Raw genomic sequence first — 18205 nt, forward strand, 5'->3', positions numbered from 1 at the left:
CCGTCGAGTATACTTTTTTGCCTTCGTGCCGAGGAATTTAGGGCGATTGAGTTACGGAGTTGACAGATACGTTCATATCAGGGAATGGCTGTGGGCTCCAGCCGCTATGAAAGCTTTACAACGATTAATAATACAAAAATTAAACTAAATATAATCAATTTAAAAAAAGCATTTACTACTGATATATCCATAAAATTAAAGATTGATTTGGTTATTATATTCGTATATAATTCAATAAATAAATTATAAACTCATATTACATTATAGGGAGATCTGATCTATCATGCAGAATCAGACATTACAAGCAGCATTTCGTAAAGTTAAGATTACACCAGAAGAACCAGCGCCTTTACAGGGCTATGATCCAAACGTGCATGTTGCCTATCCCGAGAAAGATATAATGGATAATTTATTCGCGCGTGTTCTAGTACTGGACGATGGAGAAAAGCGTCATGTCCTTGTTAGCGTGGACTCCTGTTTGACTAACGAAGTAACGTTTCAAGCTGCGGATCCTAATGGTGAGTTGTGGAAACACCGCCACATTCTTCAGACTTTTCCTGAGGGAACCCGTGCGAAGTGGGGGCAAACTGCAGGAGCGGCAGAGTCAGATGTTTCCGTACATGCAACCCATACACACAGTGCACCTGAGCATTTCAGTGAAAAATATACGCTTCGTATTGACCGTGCTATTCAAGAAGCTATAGAACATCTTCAACCGGTTCGAATTCGTGCCGCTTCTGGAGAATGCAGTATTTCCGTTAACCGCCGTCCTAGTCTGCAGCATAATGATAGGTTGCCGATCGACAACGCTTTGAAAATTATCGTATTTGAAACTTATGACGGCCAACCGGTTGGGGGAGTTGTGAACTGTGCGGTTCACCCCACTCTGCTGATGAATCCTCTGAATCGGGTTTCAACGGAGTTTGTCGGGCTTGCGATGAATGAATGGGAAGATGAAGTGGGAGCTGGCTTTGTATCGCTCTTCATTCAAGGATTCCTGGGTGATGTAGGTCCTATCCACCATTACCGGACAGAAACTTACGATACGTATCCATGGGTTAAGAAAATGGGCCATGAATTATATCTGGCAATCACGCAAGTTTCAGAGAACCTGCAGGACATTGCTGAGCTCCCGTTAATAAGCCTAGAGAAGAAGGTAAGTCTTCCTACGAAGCATGGGTATTTCAAACCTTTTATAGATGTAACTTTGCATGGCGTCCGAATAGGTGAGGTTCTTATTGTTTCCGTATCTGCAGAGGTGTTTAATGGGTATATTGGTTTAATTGAACCGCATTCTCAGGCTGCATTTACCTTGTTTTCAGGTGTTGCTAATGGGTACTCCGGTTATCTGCCGACCCCTGAAGCTTTTGAAGATGGGCTAGGTGGTTACGAAATGAACACTACCCCATTTAAGCTGGAATCCTGTGATTTGTTTATTCAATCTGCAGTTGAACTGGTACAAGGCTTAGACTTCAATACATCATCTTACCCAGCGGCCCATTTTCATCGATAATATCCTGAATGCTATATACCGATATCGGAAAATACGGAAATTGGTACACATAAGCCGTTATTTCATATACAGCAAAATAGATGACTAAAGCTTTGTCTGCGATGTAATAATCCTGATCCGGACGAATCCCGGTGAATGGGACAAGCAGCGGGATATCCCGCTCTTTAATTTGCGCCGCGACGATCTCCGATAACCGTTTGACATAATCAGCACCCGGCTTAAACAGGCCGGAAAGAGCATACGATTTGCCGGTCTGGGAATCAAACGTTAGCGATTTCTGCAAAACCAGCCCATGCGCTCCTCCCGAAAACGCATAATTATACAAGGATAAGCTGAGAATTTGCCGTTGGTTTGTCTTTAGCTCGTAGTAGCCGCTGGATTCGGTCTGCGGATTTTGCCCGTATCCCTGATCCTTGATCAATTGATGAACTTGTTCCACGATTACGCGATTGATATGGGATCCACCTGGTGGCATCGGGGCTTTGATAACCGGATACAGCACATTTAATTTGGGTGCAGTAATCCGGTAGGTAGCAATCGATAAAGGCAGTTGAATACCGTCCACTTGCGATCAACTCCGTTTTTTATCCACATCTTATGCCTTTTACTGGGCTTTTGTGCCGCCTCAGCTATTCCTAAGCTTGATGATTCGGTCATAGCCTTTGTCCATTTCCTCCGTAATGTGGTTGGACACAAGCACAATGCTTCCTCGTGCTACATCCACCAGCATTTCAAGCAACCTTCTACGCTGCCGAATATCCAGATTTTCAAATGGTTCATCTAAAAACAGAAAAGCAGGCGCTCCGAGTAAGGCCTGGGCAACCATCGCCAGGCGCTGCTGGCCGACCGACAGCTGCCCCAGCTTCTCATCAACAATCGCTTTTATATGAAAGACATCACCCATTTGCTGCAGAACGGCACTGATGGCGTCGTTGTCCAAACATTTCAAATCAGCGATATATTTCAAATAATCACGAACCGACAAGTGCTCGTAGATAGAAATTTGCTGTGGCACATAGCCTGTATGCTGCCTGGCCTCAAAGGAAGAGAGTGGGATGCCATGGATTTCATAGCGGATTTCCCCCGAGCTTGGCTGCCATACTTGGGAGAGCATTTGGATCAAAACACTTTTGCCTGAACCATTCGGTCCGATTAATCCAGTTAATCCAGGAAAAAGCTTGATGTCCATCGGGCCGAACTCTCGTCCAAGCATCCCCCTGCCCGCAGCTGTCCTTGCCTTCACCCCGTCCAAGGTTACCCTCATCTTAAGGTCATCCCCCCTGCTGCGTTCAGCTTACGTATTTTGTAACAGAGAATTGCCACAAGCACAGCAATCACAACAATTCCGCCAGTCTTGCTTTCCATCCAGTATACATTCGTTCTCCCGCTAAATATATACAAGTAACCAAGCTGCTCATTCATCCAAAGCTGGATGGACCAGACGGCAACCGATCCAAACACACCAACAAACAATCCAAAGTACAGCATGAGCACTAGTGCTAACAAGCATGTGAATCCTAGAGGAACCAGCCAGCTAATTACAAAACCGCCAATCTCAGCAGTAAAACCTGTGAGCAGCAAGGAAATTCCGATTCCCAAAAATGTGTTGTATGCAATGACCAACGTCAATCTCCCAAAAATCAGGATCATCGGCGTGACCGGAAATGACATCTCCAGAATAAACATCGAAGTGCCAAAGGAACGGAAAGCAAAGCAAACGCTTAAAGCAGCAAGCAGTGGCGCCGTAAAAATAAAAGGGCGAATCGCAGACTGATCAGCAGCAACCACTTCAAACAGCATTCCCAGCAAAACCACAGCTAAGGAAGCAAGCCAGAAAGCTCCTTTAAACAATGCCATTTGCGACCCAACCATCTGTAATACGAGCCGCAATCTCCCTGCTTTTTTTACCGGTGCCTGTATAGACGTGGACTCCCAGCGCTGAACCAATTCAGCTGAAAAGCTTGCCGTATCTTTTGTTGAAGGCACTTCAACCGTGTAAACGTCCAAAAAATGGAGCAGTTCCGTCTGTTCCGACTCTAACAGCTCTGCTTCTGACAACTCAACTCCCGGCCGCCCTTCCTCCAAGCCGATAGCCGGCATTGTCTGCGATTTTCCCTTCCCCTTTTCCTTTTCCTTTTTTTTGTCCTTCATTCCGATGCCCTCCTTTCTTCATCCTGTGCAATTTCATCTCTCCCGATGAAGCGGTTTAACTGCTTAATTCCGTCGTACAGCCTTGTTTTCACAGTGCTTAATGGAATATCAAGAACGCTTGATATTTCATCCAGCTTAAGTTCCTGGTAAAAGCGCAATATGATTAAATGCCTGCGTTCAGGAGTCAATTGATTCAATGCGTGGATAACCATTTCCCTGTCAGCTTGTTTTTCATAAATTTGAGACACATTATCCGCTGCATACATCTGGCTTAAATCCTCGTTACTTACCGGTTCTTCACGGTTTGAAGCTTTGCGCCAATAGTCGCGGCACAGATTCGTTGCAATTTTATATATCCATGGTTTAAAAGTTGTCGGAAGCCGCCCCTGCCGCACAGATTCCATAACACGTAAAAAGCATTCCTGAGTCAAATCATCCGCCAGAAGACGAGATTGAAGCATGCGGTATAAATAAGTGCGAATCGCCGCGTGATATCGGAAGGCCAGGGTTTCCAATGCGGATGTATGACCCCTGCTTAATTCCTGGATCAATTCCTCATCGTTCATCGAAATCCTCCCAAATAACTATTTTTTTATAAAATATGATCTTCTGGAAAACAGAAAACCGCCACCCAACAAAGCTAATAAAGAAAGTAAAAGCAGCATATTCCGGTTCCAAACGAGATCAGGATTGTCCGAAGCCATTCCCGCAAACAAATAGAGCTTACGGCTCAGTGCACCGTTCGATATCGTCTCTACAACCCAATAAAATAAGGGTACGCCAAGTCCTGCAGCAAAGCTTCTGCCAATTAAAGTGGCGAGCATCGCCAGGTTGCCCAGCCATAGCGCTGGAGGGAGCACATCATAGGTGAAGTCTAAGAACGGGATCGGTATTTGTCCCAAATGGATCAGGATAACTCCTGCCGCATATAAGAGCACCAACAGTCCCATCCCGAGCGACCATCTATAAAGCAGTAGTGACCAGCTTCGAAAGGGAAGCGCCATAACCCAGAGAGCAACGCCTGGTTCTAATTCTTCTGCAAATAGTTGTGACATAATGAAGATCGCGACGAGCGGAAAGCTATACTCGTATATGGCCTGAACATGAAACAGCTGTGTCTTTGTGACAATTTCCATATTTTCCATAAAATTAATCACAAGTACTTGAATTACTGCAATGCCTGCAGCTGCCCAGATAAGTGAAGAGTTGATCAATTTTAAATTCAATAGCATCCTGTTCATGGTTATTTCCCCTCATTCTGCAGGAATGCAGGGATATCGACGTCCGTTTCAGGAGCACTGCTTAAGTGATCATACAAACTTCTAAGTATCCGTTCAACATGTGCATTCTCATTTTCAGTAATAAACGTAAGTATGTTTCTCAGATTCAATTCCACTTTTTTCGCCTCCGTCTCTGCCTCCGCAGTTGCCACCTTTTCTAAAGGGCTGGCTTCCTCCGATAAGTGATAAGCATCTGTGTGCTCTTTCTTCAAAAAATAAGCGGATAAGGCCGTAGTAAACAAGCGATCATTGGCAGGGCTCAGTGGAGTCGAAAAGAGCTGTGCGGATTTAATCCAATAGGACATCATCATGTCCACCGTTTCTTGAGTATCATACAAGCCCCCAAATATATAAGCTGGAACGCTTATATATCCTCCTTTCGACATGTGGATACCGCGTTCGCCCGAGTTGATCCAGTCCTCGGGAATGAGTGGTTCGTCCGAGTTGGTCCGGGCTGGCGAAATTTGTGGCTGGTTCATCTTAATCCAGTCCAATGGAATGAGTGTGTTCGATTCAGCCAGATTTGGCATAGTAAACAGTTCATAAAACATCAGTTTGCTATGATGAAAAAATAAAACGATTTGACGCCCATGGACATCTTCAACCAGTTCATTAACAATGGCCTTGGTCCTCAGACCACCGGATTCCAGTGCTATCTCTTTCAGTGCTCCGCCCCATAAACTAAATCCAGCTGAATCAACAGATTCGAAATGTACAATCTGCTGCTTGCCTTCCGTAGACCTTTGCACCATTGCGAAATTACTAAACAGCTTGGCCGTTATTGGATAAGTCACGTTGACGCCTTTCGGTCCTATTCCCTCATCAGCTAGTATTGGATACCAGCCATAATCCGCAGGAAGATGAATATTGTAGCGGTCAGCGAAATGAACCGGAAGCATGATTCCATCGTCCGAGTTCCGATAATCCTGAACATTTCCTTCATATAATACTGTAATATTGGCTTGCTGTTCCCCATAAGGCACAAAATCAATAGCCAGTATCTCCCCATCCCGCTTGAAAGGCACAACTATTTCTCCAGCTTTAACAGCCTCCACTTCAAATAGCGGATTCAGTATCAGCCGTAAAGGCGCATCCTTGGAAACAAGTGTATTTGCAAATGAGATGCTTGCCTGGATCCGCAGTCTGCCATTACTTAATGGAGACATCTCTAAATTGTACAAAGTGCCAGGAACCGCCTCTTCAGCTAGATGGCTGTTCACAAGCTTGTTGGCTGGAGCTGATATAGCCGCAATGCTCATTGGCTTTACCTCACCGGCTTCCATCTGACCCGTTTTCAACATCAAATGGGATGAAAGAAAAATAATCGCTCCAAGTAAGCCTATACTAGCTGCCGCTGCATGCATTCGAAAGCCCGGCTCTTTTCTTTTAAACCCAGTCCAACAAATAAATAAAGCAAACAAAAAAATGGTAATGAACATATAAAAACCACGGTGCATCCAAAACGAAAGCTCGCGGGAAAATCCCCATAAATCATCGAAATAGCCCATAGACTTATAATCAAACAAAAGAAAATTGGGAACCAGCCTGATGGGCAGCGGCAAACTAGGTACAATAAGCAGCATGCCGCCATAAAAATGCAGGAAAAAAAGCAGAAATCCTACAAAATAACCAAACCGGTTCCTCAATATTCCCCCTAACAGCCAGCCGAGAGTCAAAGCATATAACATAGGAATCAGGGATGACAGTAAAAATATGGCGGGGTACATGCTAGCTTCAGAAAATCTTGCAACGCGTGCCCAACTGAACAGGAAGACAGGTACAAGAGAAAATACAGCAAAAGGTAAAGCTAAAACGATGAATTTGGCCGACCAGCGGCGCATAGACAAGTAGGGTAAGCTGCCCAGCCAGCGTTCCGCGCCCGATGCCTGATCTCTTCTTGCTCCATACACACCGGAGAGGACAGCAAGAATCGTCAATGCCCCCAAAAACATAAATTCGAACTGATGCAAATATAAGCTAAAATTTTCTGTCCATGTATTGACGGAATGGACCAGCCAGGCATGCGCAGCTCCTACTATGGAAAGAACCCAGATATACGCCCCTCGCACGGAGAGTCTCCATTCTGTATGTAAATGCCCAAGCCACTCACGCATGATCGTCACTCCCCGTAAGCAGGATATAAGCATCTTCCAAGCCAGGCTTAGCACTTACAAAGCCTGGATCGGGTCTGCTGTCGGATACCATACGAATTTCATACCCTGCGAATGTTTTTCGTCGGCTCACAATCCGGCTGCTGCCTGCAAACAGCCGGTATTCACCTGCTTCCATCATCCCGACCCATACTTTATCTTCGACCCTGCCCATTAATTCCTCTATAGAACCCTGAAATACGATCCTTCCACGATCCATGATAGCCAGCGCTCTGCAGCTCGTTTCGATATCCGCTACAATATGTGTGGATAACAGAATCGTCCGTTCCAGACCGAGCTCCTCGAGTAAATCACGAAAGCGGATTCGTTCTTCCGGATCAAGTCCGGCAGTAGGCTCATCCACAATCATGACCTTGGGATCGCCGATAAGTGCTTGAGCAATCCCGATCCGCTGTTTCATTCCGCCGGAATACGTTTTTATTCTTAGCTTTGCCTTATCAGCAAGGTTTACCTTGTCCAGCATTTCATGAACAACAAGGCGCCGCTTCTTGGAGTCCTTCACTCCTTTCAACAAAGCTATGTAATTCAGAAACTCCTCCCCCGTCAACTTGTCGTAAAGTCCCAAAGTCTGGGGCAAATACCCGATGATTTGCCGGATCTGATGATCATCTTTACCCAGGCGGTAATTATCATAGTCCACTTGTCCGCTGGTTGGGCCGAGCACCGTGGCCAGAATCTGCATCAAGGTACTTTTACCTGCTCCATTGGGACCAAGCAGCCCAAACATCCCCACTCCTATAGTAAGATTAATTTGATTTAGCGCAGTTTTTCCATCTCTATACTGCTTCTTTAATGCTTGAATGCTTATTTCCACTTCGATCACCGCCATCTTCATATTCATTTCTAATTATTACGACGGGCTGCCAGCCAAAAAGTTTGGTGTCCGGGAAAAAGAAAATTGGTTATTACAGAAGCATCATGCTTCTGTAATAACCAATTCATGAACGCGATGAAAGCTATTAAGCCTTCTTCCACTATGTGCCTGCCTCACTCGTTAAAATAATCATTTAAGCCCTGAGCAACAGACTTTGCTGCCTTTTGCTGATAGGACTTCGTCCTGATAATAGATTCATCAGCCGGGTTGGACAAGAAGCCCAGCTCCACCAAGACCGATGGCCTTGAGTTGTTTCTTAGAACATGATAATCACCAAAAGAGATGCCATTGCTTTTCAAATCGGACATTTTGCCCAATCGGCCTTCGATCTTACGGGCTAACCGCATGTCCTTTTCCTCAGAATAATAGAAGGTCAATGTTCCAGAGACGGGAACCGTCGCAGAATTGTAGTGCACGCTGACAAAAGCATCCGCTTTATTCATTTCGCTGATCTGAACACGATTCGCAAGAGAAACCGCCTTGCTTTTTTCATTCCGTGTTAATATCACTTTGGCTCCAAGAGCTCGCAGCTCCTCAGCCAGATAAAGCGATGTGGACATGTTGAGATTTCTTTCTTCCGTTTCGTGGCTGACGCCTACGGTGCCAGGATCGCCTTCACCATGCCCCGGATCAATCACAATCACTTTCCCTTTGATCCCAGAACCGGAATTGACGGCTTTCTCAGGGACATCTTTGGGCGCTTCCGCGATTTCTACCTTGTCATCACCGACTTCTATGTAGCTGCTATGTACCCAGCCCTGCTCTTCTGCTTTCGCGCGGACTTGAACCTGCAACCATTCCCCTTGCTTGTTTGCGATGTCGACTTTCGTTCCCATGGACAGCAAGGTGATCACCTTATGTTCCTGGCTCGGGCCTGTTCTCAAACGCAAAGCGTCTGCAGTAACCTTTCCGGTATTTGCCGATTTCTTCGATACCGTTTGAGACTTTGTAGAAGTATCTGTTGACTTTTTCGGTGAGGCTTCAGATGACTTGGATTTTGAGACGGTAAGATTGCTTGAACTGCTTTTTATCAAATATTGGCCAGCTACCCAGCCTTCCAATTTTCCAGAGCGGATCCGAATCCAGCCATAGGACTCTTCATAGGCCCGCACTGTCTCCCCTTTTTTCAGAAAACCGACCACCTTGCCCTGAACGGACCCATCATCACGAACACTTAGTGTGTCGGCCGATACTACAGCATTCTCATAGTCTGCGGCTTGTGCCACAAATCCATATAACAGGGTCACCAGCAATACAAATCCGCTTAGCATCCCTGCCCTAGAAAGAAACTTCAACATGTATTCACCTTCATTCCCTTAGTTATACTACCTTTAGTATAACTAGAATTATAGAATTCAAAAGGAGCTTTCTTCCTATTTTTGCATATCAAGCGACACTTTTTCGACAAGCTTTCGACAAAACAACCATCATCAATTGGATATTTCCAGTCCTCTTCAGAAAAAATTCAGAATAATCCCCACTTTATCTGCAGAATTTCCAGCTAAGATAAGAACCATGATAATAGGGAGGAAAACCAAATGATACTAAATATAAAATCACTGATTTCGGAAAAGTTCTTGTTTTTATCCCGTTTTTTCCATACTCCGGGACAAATCGGAAGTGTAACGCCCAGCTCAAGGTTTCTTGCCCGGAAAATGGTCGAATCCGTTCCATGGAACCAAGTGTACCACATTGCCGAGCTTGGTGCAGGAACAGGAGCTATAACCAAATACATTCAAACAGCTAAAAGAAGAAATACAAAGGTTCTGCTTTTTGAAAAAGATCCTATACTTCGAAATAAATTAGCAAATGAATATGCAAATCCAGACCTTGCATGTTACGAGGATTGCCGCGAGCTTTATGCTGCCCTGTGTCATGAAAACATCGAGCATCTGGATTGTATCATAAGCGGGTTGCCTTTTTTTAATTTCCCTCAAGTGATCAGAGATCAGTTGATCGAACAAATTATTATATCACTTAAGCCGGATGGATTATTTATCGCTTTTCAATATTCACAGCAGATGAGAAATCAGCTCAGCGAGCATTTTATTATTGAAAAAATCAAATTCGTTCCAATGAACCTTCCACCCGCATTCGTGTATGTGTGCCGAAAAAAAGCGGTACCTGTATGAATAGAAAGACGCTCACCCCCTATATACCCTTGTTATGGATACTTGTCATACCGGTCCTAAACATTTTTTATGGCATACTGAACCAAGGCGGCGATAATGTCAGTAATTTGGCAACCCCGCTGGATACGATCATTCCTTTTGCACCTGCTTTTATAATTCCATACTTGATGTGGTATCCCTTTATTTTTGGTATGCTTATTGTGATTTTCTTTAGAAATCGAAGCTCATATTACCGGGTGCTGCTTACATTGAACCTAGGCCTGATCGTATGCTATGTGATTTATTATTATTTTCAAACGACCGTCACTCGCCCGCCAATTACTGATCAAGGCCTTCTGCATTCGCTTGTGAATTTGGTCTACCAAACAGATGGTCCTTATAATTGCTTTCCCAGCATTCATGTTCTGACAAGTTATTTAATCGTAAAAGGAACCGCAAATGCCCCAAATTTATCGAAAGCAGCGCGATGGTTCATAGTCTTGATTTCTTGGTCCATCATTGTTTCAACAGTTTTTGTGAAGCAGCATGTATGGCTGGACGCTGCCGGTGCCATCGTGCTGACAGAAATCCTGTATTTCGCCTGCGGCCTGTGGTTTCGTTCGCAAGTTGATCATCGTTCTAGAATTCGGGGATCTGGTTTATAATTGCAGCATGTTATTTTATTGGGGAGGATTCAAGCAGATGAGTGTGACCATATTAGTTGCTGATGATGATAGAGAAATTCGCGATGTGATCCACATCTACCTCCGAAATGAGGGGTATCAGGTTGTGGAAGCGGAAGATGGACTACAAGCTCTGGACATTCTGCAGCACGAAAAAATTCATTTAATTATTTTGGATATAATGATGCCTAATTTGGATGGCATTCAGGCCTGCCTTAAAATCAGAGAGGAATCGAGCATCCCCATTATTATGCTTTCAGCCAAAGAGGAATATCTCGATAAAATCACAGGACTTTCCACGGGTGCCGATGATTATGTAACTAAACCGTTTAATTCGCTTGAGCTAATCGCCAGGGTGAAAGCGCAGCTCAGACGACAAAGCTTTAACAGCCACATTCCTGCTCCCAGCTCTACTGAAATATGCATTGACGATCTTGTAATTAATAAAGATAAGCATACGGTTACCGTGCGTGGCAAGGATGTGCCTCTTACCCCAATTGAATTTTCTATATTGGCATTGCTAGCGTCTCACCGTGGCCAAGTGTTTAGCATTGACCGAATTTATCAAGGTGTATGGAAGGACCAAACTGCCTATTACTCTGAAAATACAGTGATGGTTCATATCCGCAATATCCGTGAGAAAATTGAAATGATACCAAGAGAGCCACAATATTTGAAAACCGTGTGGGGAGTGGGATATAAGATTGAGAAATAGCATCTGGACCTTCCTGAAAGGCACCAAAAGCTTGCGCGGCCAAATGCTATGGGCCTTTGTGTTAAGTCTGATTATTACCATTGCCGTAACCAGTGTCTTGGGACCTTATCTCATAATAGCCCCTGATCTTCTTGTGCAAAAAATCTTTGCTCTCGGTTCGTTTGTGTTTTTGTTCATCTTATCCTTTTTCTTATTAACAAGACCTATTATCAGATATTTCAAAGCGATCACCGATGGGTTGAAATTAATTGCCGAAGGGAATTTGAAATTCCGGCTTCCGCTTTCACGGCAGGATGAGCTAGGAGTTGTCGCGCAAAACATCAATATCATGGCAGAACGACTACAGCAGCAGCTGGAGCGGGAACGTAAATTGGAAGAATCCAAAATGGAGTTAATTACTTATGTTTCTCATGATTTGAGAACTCCGTTAACCAGTATCATTGGCTATCTGGATTTACTTAAAACCCAAGCCTTTCAGAGCGAACAAGAGCAAACGCGCTACATCGACAATGCGTATAATAAAACCCAACAATTAAAAAAGCTCATTGATGATCTGTTCGAATATACCAGGCTGACAAATGGCGATGTTCGTTTATCCATTCAAGAAGTCGAGTTCAACAGCTTGCTGGAGCAAATGCTGACTGAATTCGAGCCCGTTGCTAAAGAGCAGGAAATCTCCATCCGCAAAAAACTGAATGCCAGACCCATCCTGCTTCACGTCGATATTGAAAAAATGGTCAGAGCCATTGATAACTTATTTATGAATGCGCTGAAATTTTCCAATAGGCCTGGGGAGATTACCGTACAGCTTACAGCCAAACAAAAGCAAGTTACCTTGTCTATCGAAAACCTGGGCAAACCCATTTCCAAAGAGCAGGAAGCACAATTATTTGAACGGTTTTATAAAATGGAGCCCTCCAGACACGATAAACATCTACCGTCCGGTTCCGGTCTAGGACTCTCCATCACCAAAAATATTGTTGAGCTGCACAATGGGCAAATTTGGCTTGAGCACAATGAAGGACATTATAAGTTCTACATTGAAATCCCTTTTTCAAAAAAGAAACCAGTACATTGAAAGACGCCTTTCTTGGGCTTCCTTTGAGGAGCGTGTTCGGGATTTTGGTGCGTTGCGGAGGGAAGGGATGTGGGCTCCAGCCGCTGTTAAAGATTTGTTCCCTTGAATGGAATGGATGTGGAGGTTGGAACAAATCTTTAAATGCAGACGCTAACGCTCTTCCTCCCACATCCCTTCCCTCTCTCAGCTACAAAGTTCAAAACAAGTCAATCTCAAACGGACATCCAGCAGGCGTCTGTTTGACCGAAAGGGATAGTGATGACAGGGCAAATCGTGGCTTCGATTCTGATTTCATGTTGGAAATCATGACATTATATCTTTCTACTCTCTATCATATTATCGCTGTAAAGCTGTGCTTTAAATCCGAAATTGAGGAATGAAAAAACTAGAAGGACTGGGGACGTTCAGACCATGACGGAGCCAACCCCAAGCAGCTTACGGACATGAGATGGGCTATTTATGATAAATAAGGTCCTTTTCGGATCGCTACGGACATCAGATCCTTTATTCGCCTTGGTTGGGGGCTTTTGGGCTCCTTTTGATCCAAATAGCGGATCTGAGGTCCGTAAGCTTCCCCAGATAGGGGGATTTGCCACAAATAACGGCCCTCAGGTCCGTAGCGATTTGATTCCGTACTTTGCCACTACTACACCACTACTTTCCCCCCTTACTTAAGGCTTTGTTGTGGACATAGGATCCGCCATTTGAGAAAAATCCCAGATTCGAGTGAAGTCCAAATAAAATAGCAGCTTTAGCAGCTTCCTCACAGAAGTTTTCTAAGTAAAACAAATCCAAAAGGAGCCTTTCATCGGATGAAAGGCTCCTTTTGGATTCTTTGGGTTTATATCCATTGCCAATTACAATCTTATTTTATTTCCTGGATCTTTATCTGAGCCTGAATTAGGATACGGCTTTGTTTCTTCTCTTGCAGTCGCTAATATTGCAGTTGCGGGGTGTCCCCATGAAATCAAGACGGTGATCTGTAACCTCAAAGCCGTATTCCAGCTCAAGCCGCTTCTCAAGTTCAGAGAGCCAATCATCCTTGATTTCTTTGACCGAGCCGCAGTGGCTGCAAATCAAGTGATGATGCATATGTTCATGATCGTCGTCTCGTAAATCGAACCGGGCGACGCCATCACCAAAATTCACCTTTTCCACAATATGAAGCTCATTCAGCAGTTCCAAAGTGCGGTAAACCGTAGCCAGACCGATGTCTGGGAACTTCCCTTTGACCAGCATAAAAACATCCTCGGCGCTCAAATGGTCCTTCTCATTCTCTAGCAGCACATGCAGGGTAATTTCTCTCTGACGGGTGAGTTTTAAGCCCTTTACCTTCAACTTCCGTGTGATTATATCGATTTGCTCTGTTATGGTCATGGTTAAGTGCAACCTCCTTGAAGAGCATTATTTAGAATGATTCTAAATTATAATATATCGCACTTTGAGGAAATAAGCAAACACTCGTTTCGTTTACCACTCGTACTTTAATGGAGATCAGTTGTTCACAAGCTCAGAGATAAACTCTATGTACACTTTCGTTGTTAATTCTAGTTCACTTATTTCAACGTATTCCACATCTCCATGTGCAGTCCGTTGGTCTGGACCGGAACACAATACAGGAATAGAGAGTGCATTGGCCAGAATGCCTGCGTCCGTGACGAGCTTTTTGCCTACGAGCGGAGCTTCGATCCCTCTTACTGTTTGGATAGCATTCGTCAGTGCTGTAACGCTGGCATCATTTTTATCAAGACGGTAACCGTCTCGCACTTTTTTCATATCGAGCTCGATCTGGATTTGATTCCGATCTGCAATCTCGCGTAAAGCAGCCTCCATCTCAGAAAGAACATCACTATACTGCGCCTCTGGGGCATAGCGCCTTACACCTTCCATAACAGCTACATTAGGGAATTGATTATAGAATTGTCCGCTATTCAAGGCTCCAACAAAATATGAAGCGAAGCCTATATCTTCAATATACTGCTGTTCCAACACCTTATTCATTTCATTCAGCTTGCTGACGATTTCGGCAGCAACACTTATCGGATGCGGCGTGCCTGGCGCTGTGTGCAATTGATGACTCGGTTCGCCGTCTCTTTTAATATGGATGACAAAGGTTGCCGAACCTAATTGCGCTATTGTGCAATCGTATGTCGCCCCTTCCATCACGACCGCAGCGTCTGCTTTAATCGCTACCTGTTCGGTCAAAGCAATCAAGTCTTCCCCCCTGCCGCCAGGACTCTCATGCAAGCTGTTGGCTATCATCATAATTTTTCCCGGAAAGCTGATGTTATTCTCCCGCAGTATTTGCAAAACCTCAATGATACAAGCGAGCGAGCCCTTCATATCGTTGGTTCCTCTGCCATATATGCGGCCATTCTCAATACGGGAAGGTGCGTGTGCCAATGGAACGACATCCATATGTCCGTTGAATAATATAGTTTTTCCCGGTTTACCACCGTCATAGGTCGCAACCAGTGTTGGATTATTAGGTATAAATTCGTAACGCTCTACGGTACAGCCGACATCCTCCAGCATTTCCTGATAAACAGCTGCCACCTGGACGGTATTTCCAGTTACACTTTCAACATCTACAAGCCTTAACGTATTGCGCACCAAACGATTTATATCCAATTTGTCTAAAAGTTCCCGCATCCTCTTAAAAAGCCTCCTTATTCTTTCTACTCTATTAAAAATGATGAAGATATGTGTATTATAGCATTCTCATTCAAATAATCACATGTTCAGATTCACATTTTCCGGTATAAAATCTGGACATATCGCCAGCGGATAAAAAGGAAATAAAACGTTTGTATCACAAAAAAAAACACATTAAAAAAACGTATTGACATAGTCATAGTATAACTAGTATGATGATCACTATGAAAAAAAACAAACCTATTCATCGTTCTCCGCTTGCCCTTGTTATCCTTGCTTTTCTTGCAGAAGAGCCCATGCACCCTTACCGCATGCAGCAGCTGATTAAAGAGCGGGGCAAGGATGAAGTCATCAATGTCCGGCAGCGGGCAAGTATTTATCAGTCCATCGAGCGCCTGCAGCGCGAGGGACTGATTACTGTTCGTGAAACCACGAAGGAATCCGGCCGGCCCGATCGGACCATTTATGAAGCAACCCCCGAGGGCCACCAGTTGATGCAGGATTGGATGCGCGAAATTCTGTCCACACCTAAGCTGGAATTTCCTGAGTTTCCAGTAGCGGTTGCTTGTCTTCCCCTTCTTACCCAAGAAGACGCGCTGCAGCAGCTAAAAAAGCGGGCAGCTGCCTACGAAGAAGAGCTGGCTCGAATGAAGTCACAATTAGAGGGAGTTGTCGAGGTGGTTCCCAGATTGTTCCTGCTGGAAATGGAGCTCAAGCAGGCAATACTCACAACAGAGTTAACGTGGGTACAATCCGTCATTGATGATTTAATAAGTGGCGCACTAAGCTGGGACAAAGAATGGCTGAGTAAAATCGGAACGCTTATCGCGGAATCGATGCAAATGAATAGCAAGAATGAGGAGGATTAAGTTAATGGCTTCAACAGTACCTATCAAAGGCAACAACAAAGTCGGCGTTATCGTAGCCGCGCTTCTCCTCAGCATTCTCATGGCTTCTATGGACAATACAATCGTAGCCACCGCAATGGGCACGATTGTGGGTGATCTTGGAGGACTCGACAAGTTTGTCTGGGTTACCTCCGCTTATATGGTAGCGGAGATGGCGGGAATGCCCATTTTCGGCAAGCTGTCCGATATGTATGGACGCAAGCGGTTTTTCATCTTTGGTATTATCGTCTTTATGATTGGTTCGGCACTTTGCGGAACGGCTAACTCCATCGTTGAGCTCAGCATCTACCGCGCGATTCAGGGTATTGGCGGCGGTGCACTTATACCGATTGCTTTTACGATCATGTTTGACTCCGTACCGCTCGAAAACCGCGGCAAATTGGGTGGACTGTTTGGTGCGGTTTTTGGAATGTCGAGCATTTTCGGTCCTTTGTTGGGCGCTTATATTACGGATTACATCAACTGGAAATGGATTTTTTACATTAACCTTCCACTTGGACTCGTAGCTTTATTGATGATTGCCTTTTCCTATAAAGAATCGCATGAGCATTCGAAGCAAAGAATCGATTGGGGCGGAGCTATTACCCTGGTCGGAGCCGTCATGTGCCTGATGTTCGCTTTGGAACTGGGCGGCAAAGAATATGCCTGGGATTCAACGTTCATTCTCGGCCTCTTTAGCGGATTTGTTGTTCTGGGGATTGCTTTCATTTTCGTGGAAAAACGCGTGGCAGAGCCTATTATATCATTCAATATGTTCAAGAAACGACTTTTCTTTTCCAGCACACTGGTCGCCATGTTCGGAGGAGCAGCATTTATTACTGCCTCGGTATATATTCCCATCTACATTCAAGGGGTATTAGGCGGTACTGCTACGAATTCAGGGCTCGTTCTGCTGCCCATGATGCTTGGTTCTGTAGTTACAGCAACGACCGGCGGCTTCCTGATGAATAAAATGAGCTTCCGTGCTATCATGATTCCGGCTACAGTCATTCTTGTAATCGGATCGGTGCTGCTTTCAACTTTACAAGTAGACTCCACCCGTATGCTGATCACTTTCTATATGATCCTGATCGGTCTTGGCATCGGTGCTTCCTTCTCAGTGCTAAGCAATGCAGTTATTCATATATTTGATATTAGACAGCGGGGATCGGCCACTGCCACCTTGAACTTCGTTCGTTCACTAGGTATGACACTGGGAATCACAGTGTTCGGCATTATTCAAAGCCATGTCTTTTCCAGAAAAATGGCTGCCGCTTTAGGTGACCAAGGCGATGCTGGCAAAAATCTTGCGGAGTTGGACCCACGAACACTGCTTTCCCCGGAAACCCGTGTAGATATTCCAACACCCGTACTCGAAAAAATCACAGCGGCGCTTTCCTCTTCCATCGCCTATACTTTTATGTGGGCTATCATTCCTGCCGCACTGGCTCTCCTGTTCACTTTCACCATGAGCAGCGAAAGAATGGATCCAAACGCAGAGAAGGACGCTTCTGCCGCAGGCCATTAATGAGCACAGAGTGATATTGGGAAACGCTAGCGGCGTCCTTTGACCTGCTTGTTCGTGACGCTAGTGCTTGAGAGAGGTAAGGTATATGGGCCAATGTTGTCAGAATAACGAGGGGCAGCGGACGCGAATGGGAAGCCAGTAACTGTAACGGACACCAGCGCACCTTAGCGCCCCCCAAAAGCCCAGCTGGAATTCTAACGGACATTAGCGCCTCTTACAGCCCTAACGGAGCGTATTTTTCCCTTGTTGAGCGGGCTAAGAGTCGCTCATGTCCGTTATATGGGCGACGGATGAAAAAAACGCGTCTAAGGTGCAACAATGTCCGTTAGAAATCCGGTAGATGTGAGAACAAATCTTTAAATGTGGACGCTATCGCTTTTCCACCCATACCCCTTATCTCTTGCAGCTACAATCGTACGAACACCAAGCTCAAACGGACAGCCAGCAAGAGTTTATCACTTGGTTAGTGGAGATTTCCTAGCAGGCGTAGACACTGGGAATGAAGTGCGCGCTCAGCTGAACAGGATCTGCTACTTTAACGATGAAAAACATCGTTAAA

At 44.8% G+C, this 18205-nt stretch carries 17 protein-coding genes; 7 read left to right on the top strand and 10 right to left on the bottom strand.

Features of this window, described 5'->3' with window-relative positions; genetic code table 11:
* Positions 1–283: 283 nt before the first annotated feature.
* Positions 284–1513 carry a neutral/alkaline ceramidase family protein gene (locus J2Z66_RS38405; RefSeq protein ID WP_209978660.1) on the top strand — a complete coding sequence of 410 codons (1230 nt, stop codon included), beginning with the start codon at positions 284–286 and terminating at the stop codon, positions 1511–1513.
* Here J2Z66_RS38405 and J2Z66_RS38410 read toward each other — a convergent pair.
* From J2Z66_RS38410 to J2Z66_RS38445, 8 genes are all read right to left on the bottom strand, one after another.
* Positions 1473–2078: a PdaC/RsiV family protein gene (locus J2Z66_RS38410; RefSeq protein ID WP_209978662.1), complete on the bottom strand. Its 606-nt coding sequence runs from the start codon at positions 2076–2078 to the stop codon at positions 1473–1475. The genes J2Z66_RS38405 and J2Z66_RS38410 overlap by 41 nt on opposite strands.
* Positions 2079–2138: 60 nt before the next feature.
* Entirely contained in the window at positions 2139–2777 is a 639-nt protein-coding gene (locus tag J2Z66_RS38415; RefSeq protein WP_209978665.1) for an ATP-binding cassette domain-containing protein, read from the bottom strand.
* Complete coding sequence (locus J2Z66_RS38420) at positions 2774–3664, bottom strand: hypothetical protein (RefSeq protein ID WP_209978666.1); 891 nt, start codon at positions 3662–3664, stop codon at positions 2774–2776. Before J2Z66_RS38420 ends, J2Z66_RS38415 begins: the two co-directional genes overlap by 4 nt.
* Entirely contained in the window at positions 3661–4230 is a 570-nt protein-coding gene (locus J2Z66_RS38425) for an RNA polymerase sigma factor (protein WP_209978668.1), read from the bottom strand. The genes J2Z66_RS38420 and J2Z66_RS38425 overlap by 4 nt, the downstream gene beginning before the upstream one ends.
* Positions 4231–4248: 18 nt before the next feature.
* Positions 4249–4905, bottom strand: a complete 657-nt coding sequence (locus J2Z66_RS38430; protein ID WP_209978670.1) for a hypothetical protein — start codon at positions 4903–4905, stop codon at positions 4249–4251.
* A gap of 2 nt (positions 4906–4907) precedes the next feature.
* Positions 4908–7058, bottom strand: coding sequence for a hypothetical protein (locus J2Z66_RS38435; protein WP_209978672.1), 2151 nt, complete (start codon positions 7056–7058; stop codon positions 4908–4910).
* A complete protein-coding gene (locus tag J2Z66_RS38440) occupies positions 7051–7929 on the bottom strand; it encodes an ABC transporter ATP-binding protein (protein WP_312894996.1) in 879 nt (292 codons plus the stop codon). The genes J2Z66_RS38435 and J2Z66_RS38440 overlap by 8 nt, the downstream gene beginning before the upstream one ends.
* 173 nt (positions 7930–8102) lie before the next feature.
* A complete protein-coding gene (locus tag J2Z66_RS38445) occupies positions 8103–9287 on the bottom strand; it encodes an N-acetylmuramoyl-L-alanine amidase family protein (protein WP_209978676.1) in 1185 nt (394 codons plus the stop codon).
* Positions 9288–9530: 243 nt separating this feature from the next.
* Here J2Z66_RS38445 and J2Z66_RS38450 point away from each other — a divergent pair, with 243 nt between their 5' ends.
* From J2Z66_RS38450 to J2Z66_RS38465, 4 genes are read left to right on the top strand one after another with little or no spacing between them, the layout of a single operon-like run.
* On the top strand, positions 9531–10121 hold the full coding sequence (locus tag J2Z66_RS38450) for a class I SAM-dependent methyltransferase (RefSeq protein WP_209978752.1): 591 nt from the start codon (positions 9531–9533) through the stop codon (positions 10119–10121).
* A complete protein-coding gene (locus J2Z66_RS38455) occupies positions 10118–10765 on the top strand; it encodes a phosphatase PAP2 family protein (RefSeq protein WP_209978678.1) in 648 nt (215 codons plus the stop codon). The genes J2Z66_RS38450 and J2Z66_RS38455 overlap by 4 nt, the downstream gene beginning before the upstream one ends.
* 37 nt (positions 10766–10802) lie before the next feature.
* Positions 10803–11498: a response regulator transcription factor gene (locus J2Z66_RS38460; protein WP_209978680.1), complete on the top strand. Its 696-nt coding sequence runs from the start codon at positions 10803–10805 to the stop codon at positions 11496–11498.
* Positions 11488–12576 carry a HAMP domain-containing sensor histidine kinase gene (locus J2Z66_RS38465; RefSeq protein WP_245376163.1) on the top strand — a complete coding sequence of 363 codons (1089 nt, stop codon included), beginning with the start codon at positions 11488–11490 and terminating at the stop codon, positions 12574–12576. The genes J2Z66_RS38460 and J2Z66_RS38465 overlap by 11 nt, the downstream gene beginning before the upstream one ends.
* A gap of 900 nt (positions 12577–13476) precedes the next feature.
* On the opposite strand, the gene fur is transcribed toward J2Z66_RS38465, so the two are convergent.
* Together fur and J2Z66_RS38475 are read right to left on the bottom strand one after the other, a co-directional pair.
* Positions 13477–13953: a ferric iron uptake transcriptional regulator gene (fur, locus tag J2Z66_RS38470; RefSeq protein ID WP_209978682.1), complete on the bottom strand. Its 477-nt coding sequence runs from the start codon at positions 13951–13953 to the stop codon at positions 13477–13479.
* A 117-nt stretch (positions 13954–14070) separates the two neighbouring features.
* Positions 14071–15228, bottom strand: a complete 1158-nt coding sequence (locus J2Z66_RS38475) for a M20 family metallopeptidase (RefSeq protein WP_209978684.1) — start codon at positions 15226–15228, stop codon at positions 14071–14073.
* 227 nt (positions 15229–15455) lie between these two features.
* Here J2Z66_RS38475 and J2Z66_RS38480 point away from each other — a divergent pair, with 227 nt between their 5' ends.
* Together J2Z66_RS38480 and J2Z66_RS38485 are read left to right on the top strand one after the other, a co-directional pair.
* Positions 15456–16100 carry a PadR family transcriptional regulator gene (locus J2Z66_RS38480; protein WP_209978687.1) on the top strand — a complete coding sequence of 215 codons (645 nt, stop codon included), beginning with the start codon at positions 15456–15458 and terminating at the stop codon, positions 16098–16100.
* 4 nt (positions 16101–16104) lie between these two features.
* Positions 16105–17646 carry an MDR family MFS transporter gene (locus J2Z66_RS38485; protein ID WP_209978689.1) on the top strand — a complete coding sequence of 514 codons (1542 nt, stop codon included), beginning with the start codon at positions 16105–16107 and terminating at the stop codon, positions 17644–17646.
* The last annotated feature ends 559 nt before the right edge of the window (positions 17647–18205 follow it).

Source organism: Paenibacillus eucommiae (genome assembly GCF_017874215.1).
Taxonomy (GTDB): domain Bacteria; phylum Bacillota; class Bacilli; order Paenibacillales; family NBRC-103111; genus Paenibacillus_AI; species Paenibacillus_AI eucommiae.

What these genes read in the sequence shown, in the direction of transcription:
- J2Z66_RS38405 (WP_209978660.1), top strand. Translation starts at nt 284, where the DNA reads ATGCAGAATCAGACATTACAAGCAGCATTTCGTAAAGTTAAGATTACA.
- J2Z66_RS38415 (WP_209978665.1), bottom strand. Translation starts at nt 2,777, where the DNA reads ATGAGGGTAACCTTGGACGGGGTGAAGGCAAGGACAGCTGCGGGCAGG.
- J2Z66_RS38420 (WP_209978666.1), bottom strand. Translation starts at nt 3,664, where the DNA reads ATGAAGGACAAAAAAAAGGAAAAGGAAAAGGGGAAGGGAAAATCGCAG.
- J2Z66_RS38425 (WP_209978668.1), bottom strand. Translation starts at nt 4,230, where the DNA reads ATGAACGATGAGGAATTGATCCAGGAATTAAGCAGGGGTCATACATCC.
- J2Z66_RS38430 (WP_209978670.1), bottom strand. Translation starts at nt 4,905, where the DNA reads ATGAACAGGATGCTATTGAATTTAAAATTGATCAACTCTTCACTTATC.
- J2Z66_RS38435 (WP_209978672.1), bottom strand. Translation starts at nt 7,058, where the DNA reads ATGCGTGAGTGGCTTGGGCATTTACATACAGAATGGAGACTCTCCGTG.
- J2Z66_RS38445 (WP_209978676.1), bottom strand. Translation starts at nt 9,287, where the DNA reads ATGTTGAAGTTTCTTTCTAGGGCAGGGATGCTAAGCGGATTTGTATTG.
- J2Z66_RS38455 (WP_209978678.1), top strand. Translation starts at nt 10,118, where the DNA reads ATGAATAGAAAGACGCTCACCCCCTATATACCCTTGTTATGGATACTT.
- J2Z66_RS38460 (WP_209978680.1), top strand. Translation starts at nt 10,803, where the DNA reads ATGAGTGTGACCATATTAGTTGCTGATGATGATAGAGAAATTCGCGAT.
- fur (WP_209978682.1), bottom strand. Translation starts at nt 13,953, where the DNA reads ATGACCATAACAGAGCAAATCGATATAATCACACGGAAGTTGAAGGTA.
- J2Z66_RS38475 (WP_209978684.1), bottom strand. Translation starts at nt 15,228, where the DNA reads ATGCGGGAACTTTTAGACAAATTGGATATAAATCGTTTGGTGCGCAAT.
- J2Z66_RS38480 (WP_209978687.1), top strand. Translation starts at nt 15,456, where the DNA reads ATGAAAAAAAACAAACCTATTCATCGTTCTCCGCTTGCCCTTGTTATC.
- J2Z66_RS38485 (WP_209978689.1), top strand. Translation starts at nt 16,105, where the DNA reads ATGGCTTCAACAGTACCTATCAAAGGCAACAACAAAGTCGGCGTTATC.